13 protein-coding genes and 1 tRNA gene are annotated in these 14,906 nt (G+C 70.6%); 5 read left to right on the top strand and 9 right to left on the bottom strand.

Annotated features, from left to right (window positions below):
- Positions 1–317: 317 nt before the first annotated feature.
- The 4 genes from AAGI91_16370 to AAGI91_16385 all read left to right on the top strand — a co-directional run bounded on the left by AAGI91_16370 (position 318) and on the right by AAGI91_16385 (position 4,536).
- Positions 318–1,577: a 4-hydroxy-3-methylbut-2-enyl diphosphate reductase gene (locus AAGI91_16370; GenBank protein ID MEM1044185.1), complete on the top strand. Its 1,260-nt coding sequence runs from the start codon at positions 318–320 to the stop codon at positions 1,575–1,577.
- Between the two features lie 52 nt (positions 1,578–1,629).
- The gene (locus tag AAGI91_16375) at positions 1,630–2,397 is read left to right on the top strand and encodes a class I SAM-dependent methyltransferase (protein MEM1044186.1); all 768 of its coding nucleotides are present in this window, start codon (positions 1,630–1,632) and stop codon (positions 2,395–2,397) included.
- Between the two features lie 61 nt (positions 2,398–2,458).
- The gene (locus AAGI91_16380; protein ID MEM1044187.1) at positions 2,459–3,847 is read left to right on the top strand and encodes a dipeptidase; all 1,389 of its coding nucleotides are present in this window, start codon (positions 2,459–2,461) and stop codon (positions 3,845–3,847) included.
- A 158-nt stretch (positions 3,848–4,005) separates the two neighbouring features.
- Positions 4,006–4,536, top strand: coding sequence for a hypothetical protein (locus tag AAGI91_16385; protein ID MEM1044188.1), 531 nt, complete (start codon positions 4,006–4,008; stop codon positions 4,534–4,536).
- On the opposite strand, the gene menE is transcribed toward AAGI91_16385, so the two are convergent.
- The 8 genes from menE to AAGI91_16425 all read right to left on the bottom strand — a co-directional run bounded on the left by menE (position 4,506) and on the right by AAGI91_16425 (position 13,965).
- Positions 4,506–5,963 carry an o-succinylbenzoate--CoA ligase gene (menE, locus tag AAGI91_16390; protein MEM1044189.1) on the bottom strand — a complete coding sequence of 486 codons (1,458 nt, stop codon included), beginning with the start codon at positions 5,961–5,963 and terminating at the stop codon, positions 4,506–4,508. The two genes, AAGI91_16385 and menE, sit on opposite strands and share 31 nt — an antisense overlap.
- Positions 5,960–7,021 carry an o-succinylbenzoate synthase gene (menC, locus tag AAGI91_16395; protein MEM1044190.1) on the bottom strand — a complete coding sequence of 354 codons (1,062 nt, stop codon included), beginning with the start codon at positions 7,019–7,021 and terminating at the stop codon, positions 5,960–5,962. The genes menE and menC overlap by 4 nt, the downstream gene beginning before the upstream one ends.
- A 55-nt stretch (positions 7,022–7,076) precedes the next feature.
- On the bottom strand, positions 7,077–8,006 hold the full coding sequence (locus tag AAGI91_16400; protein MEM1044191.1) for a 1,4-dihydroxy-2-naphthoate polyprenyltransferase: 930 nt from the start codon (positions 8,004–8,006) through the stop codon (positions 7,077–7,079).
- Positions 8,003–8,977, bottom strand: coding sequence for a hypothetical protein (locus AAGI91_16405; GenBank protein MEM1044192.1), 975 nt, complete (start codon positions 8,975–8,977; stop codon positions 8,003–8,005). The genes AAGI91_16400 and AAGI91_16405 overlap by 4 nt, the downstream gene beginning before the upstream one ends.
- Before the next feature lie 171 nt (positions 8,978–9,148).
- A complete protein-coding gene (gene menB, locus AAGI91_16410; GenBank protein ID MEM1044193.1) occupies positions 9,149–10,030 on the bottom strand; it encodes a 1,4-dihydroxy-2-naphthoyl-CoA synthase in 882 nt (293 codons plus the stop codon).
- Positions 10,031–10,834 (bottom strand): 2-succinyl-6-hydroxy-2,4-cyclohexadiene-1-carboxylate synthase, encoded by an 804-nt coding sequence (gene menH, locus AAGI91_16415; protein ID MEM1044194.1) that lies wholly within the window; start codon positions 10,832–10,834, stop codon positions 10,031–10,033.
- Positions 10,835–10,843: 9 nt separating this feature from the next.
- Positions 10,844–12,580 (bottom strand): 2-succinyl-5-enolpyruvyl-6-hydroxy-3-cyclohexene-1-carboxylic-acid synthase, encoded by a 1,737-nt coding sequence (menD, locus tag AAGI91_16420; GenBank protein ID MEM1044195.1) that lies wholly within the window; start codon positions 12,578–12,580, stop codon positions 10,844–10,846.
- Positions 12,577–13,965, bottom strand: coding sequence for an isochorismate synthase (locus AAGI91_16425; GenBank protein MEM1044196.1), 1,389 nt, complete (start codon positions 13,963–13,965; stop codon positions 12,577–12,579). Before AAGI91_16425 ends, menD begins: the two co-directional genes overlap by 4 nt.
- Before the next feature lie 176 nt (positions 13,966–14,141).
- On the opposite strand from AAGI91_16425, the gene AAGI91_16430 reads away from it, so the two are divergent.
- Positions 14,142–14,225: transfer RNA gene (locus AAGI91_16430), tRNA-Leu, on the top strand.
- Positions 14,226–14,399: 174 nt separating this feature from the next.
- On the opposite strand, the gene AAGI91_16435 is transcribed toward AAGI91_16430, so the two are convergent.
- Positions 14,400–14,591: a hypothetical protein gene (locus AAGI91_16435; GenBank protein ID MEM1044197.1), complete on the bottom strand. Its 192-nt coding sequence runs from the start codon at positions 14,589–14,591 to the stop codon at positions 14,400–14,402.
- Positions 14,592–14,906 lie beyond the last annotated feature (315 nt).

Here is a 14,906-nt window from a genome sequence, read left to right on the forward strand (position 1 = left end):
GAATCCACGCCACGATGGCACCGCGTGCCGACGCTGCATGGATTCCCGATCTGGGTCGGGAATGACTCGGTTTCGGGGCTTGTGACATCAGAACGGCGTTTCTGCGCTGTCTGAGGAGGTCAAGTTGCTAACAGGCTCTAGCGGAAAACAGTCAGCGGCTGCACCTGACGGGCTAGGCCGCTCGTCGCCCGGGCGAGGTAGACGCCCGCCGGAAGCTGCGCCGCGCCGAGAGCTGTTCCGGCGGGTCACGCCTCTTTCACGAACCGGCGGCCGGCCGCCACGTATCATGGCCGTTCTGCCCGACCGGAGCCGCCCTCATGCGCCAGTTCGAAGTCCCCGACTTTTACAAGAGCCCCATCATCTCGACGGTCAAGACCGCCCGCCGCGAGGCCGACCCCCGCAAGCGCGACCTCGCCCCGAGCGTGCTCGACTTCGGGCCGGTGCGCTTCAAGATCGCCCGCCACTTCGGGTTCTGCTACGGCGTCGAGAACGCCATCGAGATCGCCTACCGCGCCCTCGACGAGCACCCCGACAAGGCCGCCGCCGGGCGCATCTTCCTGCTCTCCGAGATGATCCACAACCCGCACGTCAACGAGGACCTGCTCGGGCGCGGCATCCGCTTCCTCCGCACCACCTCCGGCGAGCAGCTCATCCCGTTCGACTCGCTCGGGCCGGACGACCTCGTCATCATCCCCGCCTTCGGGACGACGCGCGAGATCGAGGCCGACCTCCAGGCACAGGGCGTCTCGACCGAGGCCTACAACACCACCTGCCCGTTCGTCAAGAAGGTCTGGAAGCGGAGCGACCAGATCGCCCGCAAGGAGTACGCGATCGTCGTCCACGGCAAGCGCTACCACGAGGAGACGCGCGCCACGATCTCGCACGCCAAGGCCGAGGCCCCGGTCGTCGTCGTGCGCGACCTGGACGAGGCCGAGGACCTCGCCGCTGTCGTCCGGGGCGAGCAGGACGCGGCGTTCTTCTTCGAGCGCTTCGCCGACCGCTACTCCGAGGGCTTCGACCCCGAGCGCGACCTCGTCCGCATCGGTGTGGTCAACCAGACCACGATGCTCGCCACCGAGACCCAGGCCATCGCCGACCTCCTCCGCGTCGCGATCGTCGACCGCTACGGCGAGGAGGCCGTGGGCGACCACTTCGCCGACACCTCGGACACGCTCTGCTACGCGACGAAGGAGAACCAGGACGCGACCTACACCCTGATCGAGTCCGGGGCCGACCTCGCCGTCGTCGTCGGCGGCTACAACTCGTCCAACACGAGCCACCTCGTCGAGCTGTGCGAGGAGCACATGCCCGCGTTCTTCGTCGAGGGCCCCGAGGGCGTCGAGCGCGACCGCATCCGCCACTTCGACCTCCACGCCCACGCCGAGGTCGAGACCGACGGCTGGTTCCCGTGGGACCTCGCCGCCGAGCGCCCCGTCGACATCCTGCTCACCGCCGGGGCCTCGTGCCCGGACGCGCTCCTCGACGGCGTGATCGACCGCGTGCTCGCCTGGTTCGACCGAACGCATGCCGTGGACGACGTCCTCGCCCCGTTCCTCGCCGACCCGGTGGCAGGCTGACAACACGCGAGACCCTCACTCGTCCCTCGCCATTCGCAACCCGACGCTCGGCATGGCCTGGTACGAGGACTGGTTCGACTCCGACGCCTACGAACTGGTCTACGACCAGCGCGACCTCTCCGAAGCGCGCCGCCTCGCGGACCTGATCGAGCGGACCGCCCAGCCCACACCCGGCGCGCGCGTGCTCGACGTGGCCTGCGGGCGGGGGCGGCACTCGCGCATCCTCGCCGCGCGGGGCTACGACGTGACCGGCGTGGACCTCTCCGAGAACGCGCTCCGCTCGGCCCGCCGCCGCGCCGCGCGCGAAGGGCTGTCGGTCACCTTCCAGCAGGCCGACATGCGCGCGCTCCCGTTCGAGGCCGCCTTCGACGGGGCGGTCAACCTGTTTACCTCGTTCGGCTATTTCGACGCCGAGTCCGACCACCAGCGGGTCATCGACGGCGTGGCGCGGGCGCTCCGGCCGGGCGGCTGGTTCGTGCAGGACTTCCTGAGCGCGCCCTACCTCGCCGCGCACCTCGTCGCCGAAGACGAGCGGACGGTCGAGGGGCCGGACGGGCAACCGGTGCGCATCGTGCAGCGCCGCCGGATCGAGGCCGGACCAGGCGGGCCGCGCGTCAACAAGGAGATCACCCTCCACCGGAGCGGCAACACCCACACCTTCGCCGAGTCCGTTCGCCTCCTCGGTGCCGCCGACTTCCGCCGGATGTACGCCGCCGCCGGGCTGGACCTCGCGGCCACGTTCGGCGACTACGCCGGAGGCCCGTACTCCGAGGCCTCGCCCCGGCTTATTTTGGTGGCGAGGAAGGCTGCTGGCCCGTAGCGGTTGGCTATTAGCTCTGCGTCTTCCAGCCAACAGCGACCAGCAAAAAGCCCATAGCCCCATGAACGCCGCCCTCGCCTACGCCCAGGACCACGCCGACACGTTCGTCGACCAACTCACCGACTGGCTCCGCATCCCCTCGATCTCCACCGACCCCGCCTACAACGCCGAGACGCGCCGCGCCGCCGACTGGCTCGCCGGCGACCTCAAGCGCATCGGGATGCAGAAAGTCGAGGTGATGGAGACGGGCTCGCCGGCGAGCCCCGGGCACCCGATTGTCTACGCCGAGCACCACGTCTCGGACAGCGCGCCGACGGTCCTGGTCTACGGGCACTACGACGTGCAGCCGCCGGACCCGCTCGACCTGTGGCACTCGCCCCCGTTCGAGCCGGTCGTCAAAGACGGCGACCTCGTCGCGCGCGGCTCGGCCGACGACAAGGGGCAGGCGTTCATGCACGTCAAGTCGGTCGAGGCCTACCTCCAGAGCGGGACCGACCTGCCGGTGAACCTCAAGATGATGATCGAGGGCGAGGAGGAGAGCGGGTCGGTCCACCTCGCGCCGTTCATCGAGCAGCACCAGGACCTCCTCGCGGCCGACGTGGTGCTCGTCTCCGACACGTCGCTCTTCGCGCCCGGCGTGCCGTCGATCGCCTACGGCCTGCGCGGGCTGGCCTACGTCGAGGTCGAACTCACCGGCCCGAGCAAAGACCTCCACTCCGGCGTCTACGGCGGCGGCGTCGAGAACCCGGTCAACGCCCTTGCCCGCATGATCGCCGACCTCCACGACGGCGACCACCGCGTCACCGTCGAGGGGTTCTACGACAACGTCCGCGACCTGAGCGCCGAGGAGCGCGAGGCCTACAAGGCGCTGCCGTTCGACCTGGAGGCGTGGATGGCCGAGGCCGGCGTCAAGGCGACCAAGAGCGAGGCCGGCTACACCGCGCTCGAAGGCACCTCCGGCCGCCCGACGCTCGACGTGAACGGCATCTGGGGCGGCTACACCGGCAAAGGCGCGAAGACGGTCCTCCCGTCGAAGGCGACGGCCAAGATCTCGTGCCGCCTCGTCCCGGACCAGGACCCGGACGAGATCACGGAGAAGCTCCGCCGCCACTTCGAGGCCCACGTCCCGGAGACGATGACGCTCGACTTCCGCGACCTCCACGGCGGGCACGGCGCGATCGTCGACACCTCGGCCCCGGCGATGCAGGCCGCCGCGGCGGCGCTCGAGGGCGTCTTCGGGCAGCGGCCCCACTTCACGCGCGAGGGCGGGTCGATCCCCGTCGTCGCCGACTTCAAGAAGATCCTCGGCCTCGACACCGTGCTGATGGGCTTCGGCCTTGACTCCGACTCGATCCACAGCCCCAACGAGCGCTTCGGCCTCGACCGCTTCCACCAGGGCATCGAGGCTTCGATCCGCTTCCTCGACGCCTACGCGAAGCAGGAGGCATGAGGGCCGTCGCGCTTCTCTCCCTCCTCCTTCTCTCGGGCTGTGCAGCCACGCGCTCGCCGCTTCCGGCAGATGCAGCAGACGTACTTCCGGCCCTCGAAGCCCGGCTGCTCGGCGCAGAGTCCGTCAGCCTCAGCTTCTTTCACATTACCGCGACCGGTATGTCCGAGACCGACCTGAAAGGCGGGCTGTGGCTCGATGTGGAGGACTTCTACCCGGCCCCGCAGACGCACCTGTTCGCGCTCGGCACGTTCGAAGGCGACGAAGCGCGCGTCCGGCTGCGCGCGGGAAACGACGCGATGCGCCTCTCGCGCGGCGATTCGCTCGTCGCGGAGACGGAGCGGCCTCCAGCGCTACGCGAGGCGCTCGCCCTAGGCTTTACGCGGATGGGGCTGCTCCACAACCTCGCCCGCCTCACTGCGGCCCAGCCGCCGGACCGCGCCGAGGGCGGGGTCGCCCAGTGGGTGATCGTGCACGGTGCCGCGTGGGGTACCCGCCGCACCATTGACGGGCGAGCCGTGCAGGGACTCCGCTTTGACCTCCGCGTCAGCGGCACCGAAGCGGGCACAGCAACGCTCTGGCTCGACGCCGCGACCGGGCTGCCGGTGCGCCGCGACCAGGTAGTCCGCTTCCCTGACGGGACGATGACCGTGACCGAGAGCTACCGGTCGTGGTCGCTCGGCAGAGACTGAAGTCGCGCAGCCCGCTCGCGCATGGCTGTTCTGTTGACCTTCATGCCTGTCTCGGCCTCGTCCGGCCACGGGTGGAACGCGTCGGGAATCTTGAACCGGGCCAGGGTGCCGGCGAGCCCGTCGCGCCACGCCTCAGGGGTCCACCGCTCGGCGTCGACGAACGCGACGGGCCGCTGCCCGAACTCGGCGTCGGCGGCCGGCACGACGACGGCCCGCCGCACCCCCTCGATCTGCCCGAGCGCCGCCTCGATCTCCTCGGGCTGCACGTTCTCGCCGCCCGAGATGAACAGGTGGTCCTTCCGCCCGACCACCTGCAGCATCCGCTGCCCGTCGACCTCGGTCCACCTTCCGAGGTCGCCCGTCTGAAACCAGCCCGCGCGCGCTGGTCGGTGCGTTGCCTCGGCTTCGACGTAGCCCGTGAAGAGTGTCGCGCCGCGCACGAGAATCTCGCCGTCGTCAGCGATCTGTACCTCGCGGTTTGGGAGCACGACGCCCGACGTGCCGAGCGCGCCGAGCGACGCGCCGGGCGGCGTGGCAGTGACAGTCGAGGCCATCTCGGTCAGGCCGTACGACGCGTGGACCGGCAGACCGAGCGCGTGCGCTTCGGCGAGCAGGCCGGGCGGAACCGCGCTGCCGCCGAGGAGGACAGCGTTCGTACCCGCGAGTGCCTCCGGATCGTTGCCCTGGAGTACGCGGAGCAGTTGCGTGGCGACCAGCGAGAGGTGGGTAACGCCGTGGGCCCGCACCGTCTCCTCGACGGAGGTCCTAGCCTCCGGGAGCACGACCGCCGCCCCGGCGAGCACGCAGCGCACGAGCACGGCGAGCCCGCCGACGTGGTAGAGCGGTAGGTTTAGCAGCCACCGGTCGCCTGGCCCGAGGCCGAAGAACGCCACTGACCCTTCCGCGCTCGCAACGTGGGCACCGAGCGTGTGGAGCGCGACCTTCGGCGTGCCGGTGCTCCCCGAGGTGAAGACGAGCGTCGCCGGATCGGTGAGTTTCCACGGCGCGTCTCGCTGCGGCGCCTTCGGTGCCGACCGGGACAGCGGACGGTCGGCGTCAGCAGGATCGAGGACGGTGAGGCCGTCCCACGCGGCGTCCGGCGCTGCGACGAGTGCCTGCACGCCCACCTGCTTGAGCAGGTCCGGGACGGCGGCAGGCGGCAGCCGCGTGCTGATCGGGCACACGACGCGTCCGGTGCGGAAGGCGGCGAGAAGGAAAACGATCGAGTCCGCGTCGGCCGGACGGTAGAGCGCGAACCGGTCACGAAACCCGCGGAAGCCCGGGTCGCGGAGCCATTGCACGGTCTCTTCGATGCGCCGGTCTAGCTCCGCATACGTGAGTGCCTTCTCCAGTGTGATGACGGCTGGGGCGTCGGGGCGCGTCCGAGCGGCCGCCCAAACCGGGTCGGGGAGCGCGGCTGAGGTCATTCGCCAATCTCCACGGTGTGCTCCGCGCGGAAGAACGACGGCACGTCGAGGGTCGGCCGGCCGAGCGCGAGGCGGGGCCGGAGTACGTCGGCGGCGAGCCGGCTGTAGGGGTCTAGGCCGGCGGGCGCACCGCCGGTGGCCGCGGCGAGGGCGACGTGCCCCCGCACCGCTACGCCGCTCTCGAACATGCCGCTCAGGACGGGCCGGATGCCGAGCGCCCGCGCTGCCGCGCCGAACCGGAGCACGCGTGCCACGCCGCCGAGCAGCGTCGGCTTGAGCACCGCTGCCGTCGCCCAGCCCTTGCCCTGGAGGTCCCCCGGGTCGGTGCCCGCGAGCGATTCGTCGAGCGCGACGGGCAGGCCGGTGTCGTGCCACAGGACCGGCAGGTCGGCCGGGTCGGCGAGGGGCTCCTCGATGTAGTCGAGCGGGCAGTCTGCGATGCCCTCGGCGAAGCGGACGGCTTCGTCCATCACCCACGCCTGGTTGGCGTCGAGCCGGAGGGCAACGCTGGGGTACCGCTCGCTGAGGGCCCGGACGAGCGCGATCTCCCGGTCCAGGGCGCCGCGCCCGACTTTCAGCTTGAGCGTTCCGTAGCCCGCCGCGACCAGCCGCTCGGCGTCGCTCAGCACCGCGTCCGGCTCGCCGACGAGAAGCGCGTTGATGGGCACCGTCACCTCGGGATCGGGGTGCATCGCCTGGGCGAGCGTCCGGCCGGCCCGCTTCGCCGCGAGGTCGAACGCCGCGAGGTCGAGCCCGAACCGCGCCGACGGGCTGAGGCCGAGCGCGTCGAGGGCGCGGTGAAACCTACCCTCGGGATCGAGCCAGTCCGGTCCCGGCCCGTGCTCGGCCAACAGGCCCGTCGCCCGGCGTACGTCCGCGAGGGCATCGTCCAGCGTCTCGGGGCTGAACCCCGGCAGCGGCGCGACATCGCCCCACCCGACATGCCCCTCACCATCGTCTAGCCGAATGAGTACCCCCTCGCGCTCGGCGTGCTCCGTGCTCTTCAGCACGAGCGGGGCTGTCAGCGGCAGGCGGTAGCGGCGGAGCGAAAGGCGCATCGAAAACGAGGAAAGCAGTGGAAAAAGCGTAGGGGCGCAGCATACTGCGCCCTGTTCACGACAGCACCCAGCCCACCGAGAACAGCACGCTCCAGATGAGCAGCAGGCGAGCGGTCGCCCCGAGGAGCGGGTTGAGCCGCACCGCGTCGCGCTCCTCGCGGAGCTGCCGAACGGCAGGCAGAGCGAGCGGGAGCACGGTGGCCGCGAGCATCGACAGCGCGTGCTCCCGCGTCCAGAGCCACAGCGCCACCGGCACGAGCGCCGCCGCCGCGACACACAGCGCGTAGAGCCGTACCCCAACCTCCCGACCGAGGCGGACGATGAGCGTCCGCTTGTCCGCTGCGCGGTCCTCGTCCACGTCGCGGATGTTGTTGACGAGCAGGATCGCCGTCGCCAACAGCCCCGGCCCGAGGCCCGCCGCGACCACGACCGGCAGCAGCCCGAGCGCCGCCGCATCGCCGACGGCCTGGACGTAGTACGTTCCCGCCACGGCCACCGGACCGAAGAACGCGAGCACGAAGAGGTCGGCGATCCCGAGGTAGGCCAGCGAGTAGCGCCCCGCCGTGTAGAGCCAGCCGCAGACGAGCGAGAGCACGCCAATCGTGACAATCGGCCAGCCGCCCCGGATCATCAGGTAGGTCCCGGCCGCGACCGCGAGTACGAACGCCAGGAGGGCCGCCCGCTTGGTCGCGGCGGGCGAGGCGAGACCGGCCTGCGTCACCCGCACTGGCCCCTTCCGGTCGGCCGTGTCCGCGCCCTGGACGAAGTCGTGGTAGTCGTTCGCGTAGTTGGTGCCGATCTGAATGAAGAGCGCTCCGAGGAGTGCGCAGACCGCCGCGGCGAGGTGGAACGCCCCGGCCTCGACCGCCATCGCCGTCCCAACGACGACCGGAGCCGCAGCGGCGGGCAGCGTCTTCGGCCGCGCCGCGAGGAGCCATGTGCGGACGGGCGAGAGGGCGGGTGGGGGTGTGGGAGAGGTTGTCATAAGTCGGCGATTCGGTTCAACTCGCGCCGGGTCTGGATGCGAGCGATCAGCCAGGCTGCCCCGAAGCTGCCGAAGAAGCATAGCCAGAACCACCCCAGTCCGCCGGGCCACACAGACGCCGCGAGGAAGCCGAGCACGAAACCAGCCCCCAAACCATATAACGCATTCCGCGCCTCTAGATAGTTACGCAGGTCTGCTTCTCCGCTTACCTGGCCGTCTTCCAGATGCGGATCGAGGAGGCGGTGGAAGGCCCCGGCGTTGCGCTCGCCAAACATAAAGCGACCTTGCTCCGTGACGAGGTGGTTGCGGTGGAGGTCGAGGATGGCGCCGTAGGGGACGATGCGTGGCTCGCCGACATACCGCTCGACGACGAGGTGCTCAGGCAGGAAGGTCGCTCGACGTACGATGCGGGGCAAACCAAACAAGAAGAGGGTGAAGAAGCCGCCTCCAACGAGAAGGCAGAACGCTGAGACAAAGAGAAGAGGATGCTCCCACCAGTTCAAGTCCCGATTGACCAGCAAGGACACGAGCATGGCAAGCAGCGGGACGGTGGCGAGCAATGCATAAAACGCCGGTCCCCACCACCACAGCGCCGGGTTGTGCTTCGGCTCGTACACGACAACCTCGGGAGCCTCGCTGATTTCTGCTGGACCAGCCAGCACCCCCGGCAGCGTCTCGACCGGCCCGGCGTCCTGCCACGCGCGGAGCGCGAACGAGAGGTCGAGCCACTCGTCGTCGGCGAAGCCGTACTCGCGGACCGTGACGCGCTGCCCGCCGCCTGCGATCCGCCATTTCGCGTCGATCCACGCCTCGGTCAGTTCGTCCCGCCCGATGCGGATGGCGGAGCGTCCGAACCGCTCGACGACGACGGCCTCCGGCGTGACCTCAACCGAGCGCACGCCGAGCAGCCGGTAGCGCACGGCGATGAACACAGCCCCCGCGACAGCCATGAATCCAGTGACGCCTAGCATGGTCTTCGTAGAGCCTCCGTCGAACAGGACCAGCGCCGAAGCGATGGCTAAGCCAATCACGAACGGTCCGAGCCATTCAGCGTACGCGCCGCGCCACGACGTTCGGAACGTGCCGGTTACGGGCGGTAGCGGTTCGTCCTCCCACACCTCCATACGCTCACCCTCCCACACTCACGGCTTGTACCCGTCCTTGTCGAACTCGGGTGCCCGCCGGTCGAGGTAGGCGTTGCGGCCCTCTTGCCCTTCCTGGGTCATGTAGAACAGCATCGTCGCGTGGCCGGCCAACTCTTGCAGGCCCGCACCGCCGTCCTCGTCAGCGTTCGCGGCGGCCTTGATCATGCGGATGGCGATGTTCGAGTTGGCGAGTATCTCCCGGCTCCACTGCACGTATTCGTGCTCCAGCTTCTCCAGTGGAACGACCGTGTTGACGAGGCCCATGTCGAGCGCCTCCTGCGCGCTGTACGGGCGGCAGAGGAACCAGATCTCGCGCGCCTTCTTCTGCCCGACGATCCGCGCGAGGTGGGCCGTCCCGTAGCCCGCGTCGAAGCTCCCGACCTTCGGGCCGGTCTGCATAAACCGGGCGTTGTCGCTCGCAATCGAGAGGTCGCAGACGACGTGGAGGACGTGCCCGCCGCCGACGGCCCAGCCGTTGACGGCCGCGATGACCGGCTTCGGGCACTTCCGAATCCGCGTCTGGAAGTCGAGCACGTTGAGCCGCTGCGTCCCGCTGCCAGCCTCCTTGTACCCGTGCTCGCCGCGGATGCGCTGGTCGCCGCCGGAGCAGAACGCCTGGTCGCCCGCCCCCGTCAGCACGATCACGCCGACCGACGGGTCGTCGCGCGCGTCGTCGATGGCGCGGATCATCTCGGTCACGGTCTGCGGGCGGAACGCGTTGCGGACCTCGGGCCGGTCGATCGTGATCCGGGCGATGCCGGCGGTGTCGGTCCCGGCGCTGCCTTTCTCGTAGACGACATCGGCGTAGCCGTCGGCGGCGTCCCAGGTGAAGGGGCCGGAGACGGTCGGGCGGTCGGTGTTGTGGTGCGGTTTGGACATTTAAGCGAGGACGGGGTGAAGGTCAGAGACGGGGTCGCGGAGGAAGTCGCGGACGAGGGCGGCGAAGAGGCGCGGCTGCTCGGCGTGGACCGTGTGGCCGGCGGAAACTAGCATCGGAATGACCGTCGGTCCAGCGACGGACATCGCAAAGGCGAGGTCGGCGAACTTGGGGTCGGCGGCCCCGGCGACGGCGAGGGTGGGGACCGTGAGGTCGCCGAGCGCCTCCCACAGCGAGGGCTGCTGCCCGGTCCCGCTGCCCCGAAGCGAGCGCGCCAGTTCGGCCGGGTCGTTGCCGAGCCGTGCGGCGACGAACGCCGCCCGCGCGTCGTCCCCGAGCGACCGGAAGATCGGCATCCGGGACCACCGGTCGAGGAAGCCCTCGAAGTCGCCGGCCAGGGTCTCGGCGCGCCACGCGTCGATCCGCCGCCGCTCGGCGCGCTCGGCCGGGGTGCGCAGGCCCGGCGAGGCGGACTCCAGCACGAGGCGGGTGCAGCGCCCGGGGTGGCGCAGCGCGAAGTAGAGCGCGAGCCGCCCGCCCAGCGAGTAGCCCACCACGCGGCACCGGCCGATGCCGAGCGCGTCGAGCGTGCCGGCGAGCGCCGCCGCCGTCTCCGGGAACGTGTACGCCGCCTCCGTCAGCCCGACGGCCCCGCCGTGCCCGGGCAGGTCCACCGTAAGGCAGCGGACGTCGCCCGCGAGCCGGTCCACGACCGCGCTCCAGTCCCTGCCGTTGCCCATGAAGCCGTGCAGGAAGAGCACGACGGGCGCGCCGGCCGGACCGGTGATCGAGTGAGGAAGCGTCATCGGAAAACCTCAAGTTGAGCGTGTCATGGTATCCTCCACCGCCGCCGCGACGCGGGCGAGGAGGTCGTCGTGGAGCGCCTTGTTCGCGGCGCGCTCGGTCCGCACCTCGACGAGCTTCGGACCGGGCTCGGCGAGCGCAGCCTCGAAGGCGACGGGCGAGCTAGGCTGGTGGTAGCCCAGCCCAAACATCCGTGCGGCGTGCTCGAAGCCGAGCCCGTGCGGGGTCCCGAAGAGCGGCTCGAACGCGCCGGTCTGCCCGGCAACCGGGAGGAAGTGGAAGATGCCTCCGCCGTCGTTGTTGACCGCGACGACCGTGACCGGCGGGCCGTCGCTGAGGAGGGCGAGCGAGTTCAGGTCGTGCAGGAGGGCCAGGTCGCCGATGAGCAGGGTGACGGGAGCCCGTAGACCGCGTGCCACCCCGGCGGCCGTCGCAACGGTCCCGTCGATCCCGCTCGCCCCTCGATTCGTGACGACGAGCGGCGGATCGTCATCGCAGGGACTCGCGAAGCTGTCCGCGTCACGGACAGGCATGCTCGCCGCGAGAACAAGACCGTGCTTCGAATGCGCGGCGTGGCCGACAGCGAGCCGGGCTGTGACTGGTTCTGACAGCGCCATGGACGTCTCGAGCTGCTCTGCGATTACTCCGAGTGCGGCATCGGACGCGGTACGCCATGCGTCAAACCATGCCGGGTCCGCTGCGCTCGTACCGTCTTCGAACACGTTGCAGAACTCAGATACGTCGGCTGCTAGGCGGTGGGTGACGAGGTGGTGAGGGTCAAACCGAAAGGGGTCGTCGCGGACAACGACGAACGTGGGGGGGCGGTGCCGCGCGAGGTACTGCCCGAGCCGTTTTGAGGTAGCACGGCTGCCGAGGTAGACGACGGCATCCGGGGCGTGCGCTGTGGCGAAGCTCTCGCTGCCGAGCACATGATCGAACCCGTCGCACGACATCATCGACGTGACGCCGAGACGAGCCTGCGAGGCTATGTCGGCAAGGAGGGGCCAGCCGAGCGCCTCGGCAAGGAGACCGGCCATCGCCCCTTCCCTTCGAGTCCGCAACCGCCCTGCCACGACGAGGCCGCGCTTTGCTTGCCGCAGTCGGTCTGCCAGGCTCGTGAGCGCTGACGGGTCGAGCCGTGCCGCCTCGGCGTACCGCGTCGCCGGGGCCGAGCGCGCTTCGCCGTTGGCCGAAGGCGCTGCCGGCGCGTCGCCCGCGAGCGGCTCGCGGAACGGGCAGTTCAGGTGGACCGGCCCCGCCGGGCGACCGACCGCTCGGTGCACGGCCTGGTCCGCCGTCGTCCGCACAAACGCCGGGTCGATGGCAGGCGTCGGCGCCGGGAGGTCGAAGGACCAGCGCGGGTAGTCGCCGAAGATTCCTGGCTGGCGGATCGTCTGATTGGCTCCGGTCTCGCGCAGCTCCGGCGGCCGGTCGGCGCTGAGGATGAGGAGCGGCACCGTGTCCACCGACGCCTCGACGACAGCGGGCAGGAGGTTGGCGACCGCCGTACCGCTCGTCGTGATGACGGCGGCCGGGCGGCCCGTGGCGCGCGCCCAGCCGAGGGCGTAGAACGCAAGGCCTCGCTCGTCGAAGTGGATGATAGGCGACGCGCCCGAGGCGACAACGGCGAGCGCGAGCGGCGTCGAGCGCGAGCCGGGGGCGAGGCCGAACAGCCCGACCCCGGCGCGGACAAGCTCGTCCACGAGCGCGTCGGCCCAGCGCCGGTTCAGGATCGGCGTCTCGGTCATCGCGACGGGGCGAAGAGGTGGAGGAACGGCGACAGCTTGCCCTCGACCTCGGCCCACTCCGCCTCGGGGTCGGAGCCCTGCACGATGCCGGCCCCGGCATAGAGCGACAGCCGCGCCCCGCCCTCGCCCGGCTCCACGAGTCCCGACCGGATGCCGACGGCGAACTCAGCCTCGTCGCGCCCAATCCACCCGACGGCCCCGGCGTACCAACCCCGGTCGAACGGCTCCAGCGCCCGGATCAGGCGGAGCGCGTCATCGGTCGGGGTGCCGCCGACGGCCGGCGTCGGGTGGAGCGCACGCAGGAGGTCGAGCGAGCGCGTGCCGGGCCGGAGCCTGGCGCGCAGGCCGGAGTAGAGGTGACGCCCGCGCGCGAGCCGCATCTCGGAGGCCTCCGGGTCGAGGTCGAGCGAGGTGCAGAACGGGCCGAGCACGGCGCGGAGGTAGTCGCGCACCGTCCCATGCTCGCGCTGGTCCTTGTCGCTTCGGAGCAGTTCGTCGCGCAGCGACCGGTCGGCCGCTGCCGACGGGCTGCGCGGACGCGTCCCGGCCACGGCCTCGCTCCAGAGCCGGTCCCCGCTGCGCCGGAACAGCCGCTCCGGCGAGGCCCCGACGAACGCCGGCCCGCGCCGGGTCTGCACGAGCAGGTGCGTACACGCCGGGGCCGCAGCGAAGAGCCGGTGCGCGAGCACGAGCGGGTCGAGCGGGGCTTCGAAGTCCAGCGTCACCCGCCGGGCGAGGACCGCCTTCTCCAGCGCCTCGTCGTCGATGGCCTTCAACACCGACGCTATGCCCTGCTGCCACCCGGTTTCGCCGGGCGCGTCGGTGCGGGTCGTTGGAGCGGGGAGCGTGTCGCGCCGGGTGCCGTCCGGCGCTTCGAGCGCCCCCATCTCCTCCATCACCCGGCCCGAGCGCTGCGCGTCGCGCGGCAGCACGAGGTGCGCCGCCAGCGTCGCCCGGTCTGCCGCGACCGTCAGTTGAACGCGGGGCAGGACGAACCGCGCCGCGTCGAACGCTTTCCACTCCGGATCCGCCGCCCGCGCTGGGTCGAAGCGCAGACCCCCAACGTAGCGCACCGACGGAGGCAGCCCGCCGAGCTTGGGCTGGAGCGCCTCCAGCGCCGACTCCATCGACCCGCCGATCCGGTCGGCCGCGCCCACACCCGCGACGGTCACCCCGTCCTCGCGGCTTCGCCAGTAGCTCTTCGGCGCGTGGGGCTGCGCTGCAAGCCAGCCCAGCGCGTCGCAAGGCTCCACGGCGACTTCGACCTGCTCTACCCGGTCCTCGTCGTCCGGTTGGCTCTGGGCTAGACGGGCTGCGACGGCCTCCGCGAGCCGGGTCCGCGCGTCGGCGGCTGCGGGGTGTGGGACGGAGGCGAGACGAGCCATGCGCGGCGCGGGGGTAAGGACGCGTTAGAGGGCTGCTCTAAACGGAGCGGCCGGGTGCTGGTTTCAGAAATTTATGAAAGTTGTAGTAACAGGTTAGTTCAAACTACGGCGTGGGCTCCGAGCCTGTGGCGGCGGCCCGTGCTGCCCGGCCGGGGGATCGTATATTTCGCGCCCCTGCCCAGGTGGCGGAATTGGTAGACGCGACGGACTCAAACTCCGTTGGCCGCAAGGTTGTGTGGGTTCGAGTCCCACCCTGGGTACTGCATCCCCGCCATGAATCGGCTTCCAGAGTACCTAAGAGGCGGTTTCGAGAGCACAATTGAGGACGGGTGCACTCAGGCGTACAAGCGGGGCGTCCTTGTCCGGGCACGGTAAACCCTCTGCCGCACTGTTCCCAGAAGCGCCGCCACCACACGGCTCAACGCGCCGCCTTGCTAGCTCAGGCTCCCGAGCGAGTGGTCGTCGCCGGTCGAGAGGCTGAGGAGCGCGAGCGTCGTCGCGCCGACCGTCATCACCGTGGAGCAGAGGAGCCGGGCCGTGGGCAGGTCAGCTCCGAGCAGGCGCTGCGCCTCGCCGGCCCCGGCCAGCCTGACGGTGAGCACCATCCCCCCGACCACGAGTGCCACCACGATGCCGCCTGCGGTCGCGTCTCGAAGCTGACGGCCCGGAGAAAAGCAGTGGGCGCGTCGGGGCCGGCCATCGGAAGAGGGGTGAGGACGGGCTGGAAGCATACCACCTGTGCGCCGGAAGAGGACACCGTGTGCGCCGCTGAGAAGCTGTTCGGGTTTTCAGCGTGTGTAGCGAGAGCGAGTGAGGAACTGGTCCGGCAAGGAGCGTGAATGCAAAGCATCGGGGAGCGAAGCGACCCCACCAGGCGAACCGTGAGGTTCGGCGATGCAGCGCGACGCAGCCGGTCAGTTCCGCAGCCGCTCGTGGCCCGC

This window comes from Bacteroidota bacterium (genome assembly GCA_038746285.1).
In the GTDB taxonomy this organism is placed as follows: Bacteria; Bacteroidota; Rhodothermia; order Rhodothermales; family JANQRZ01; genus JANQRZ01.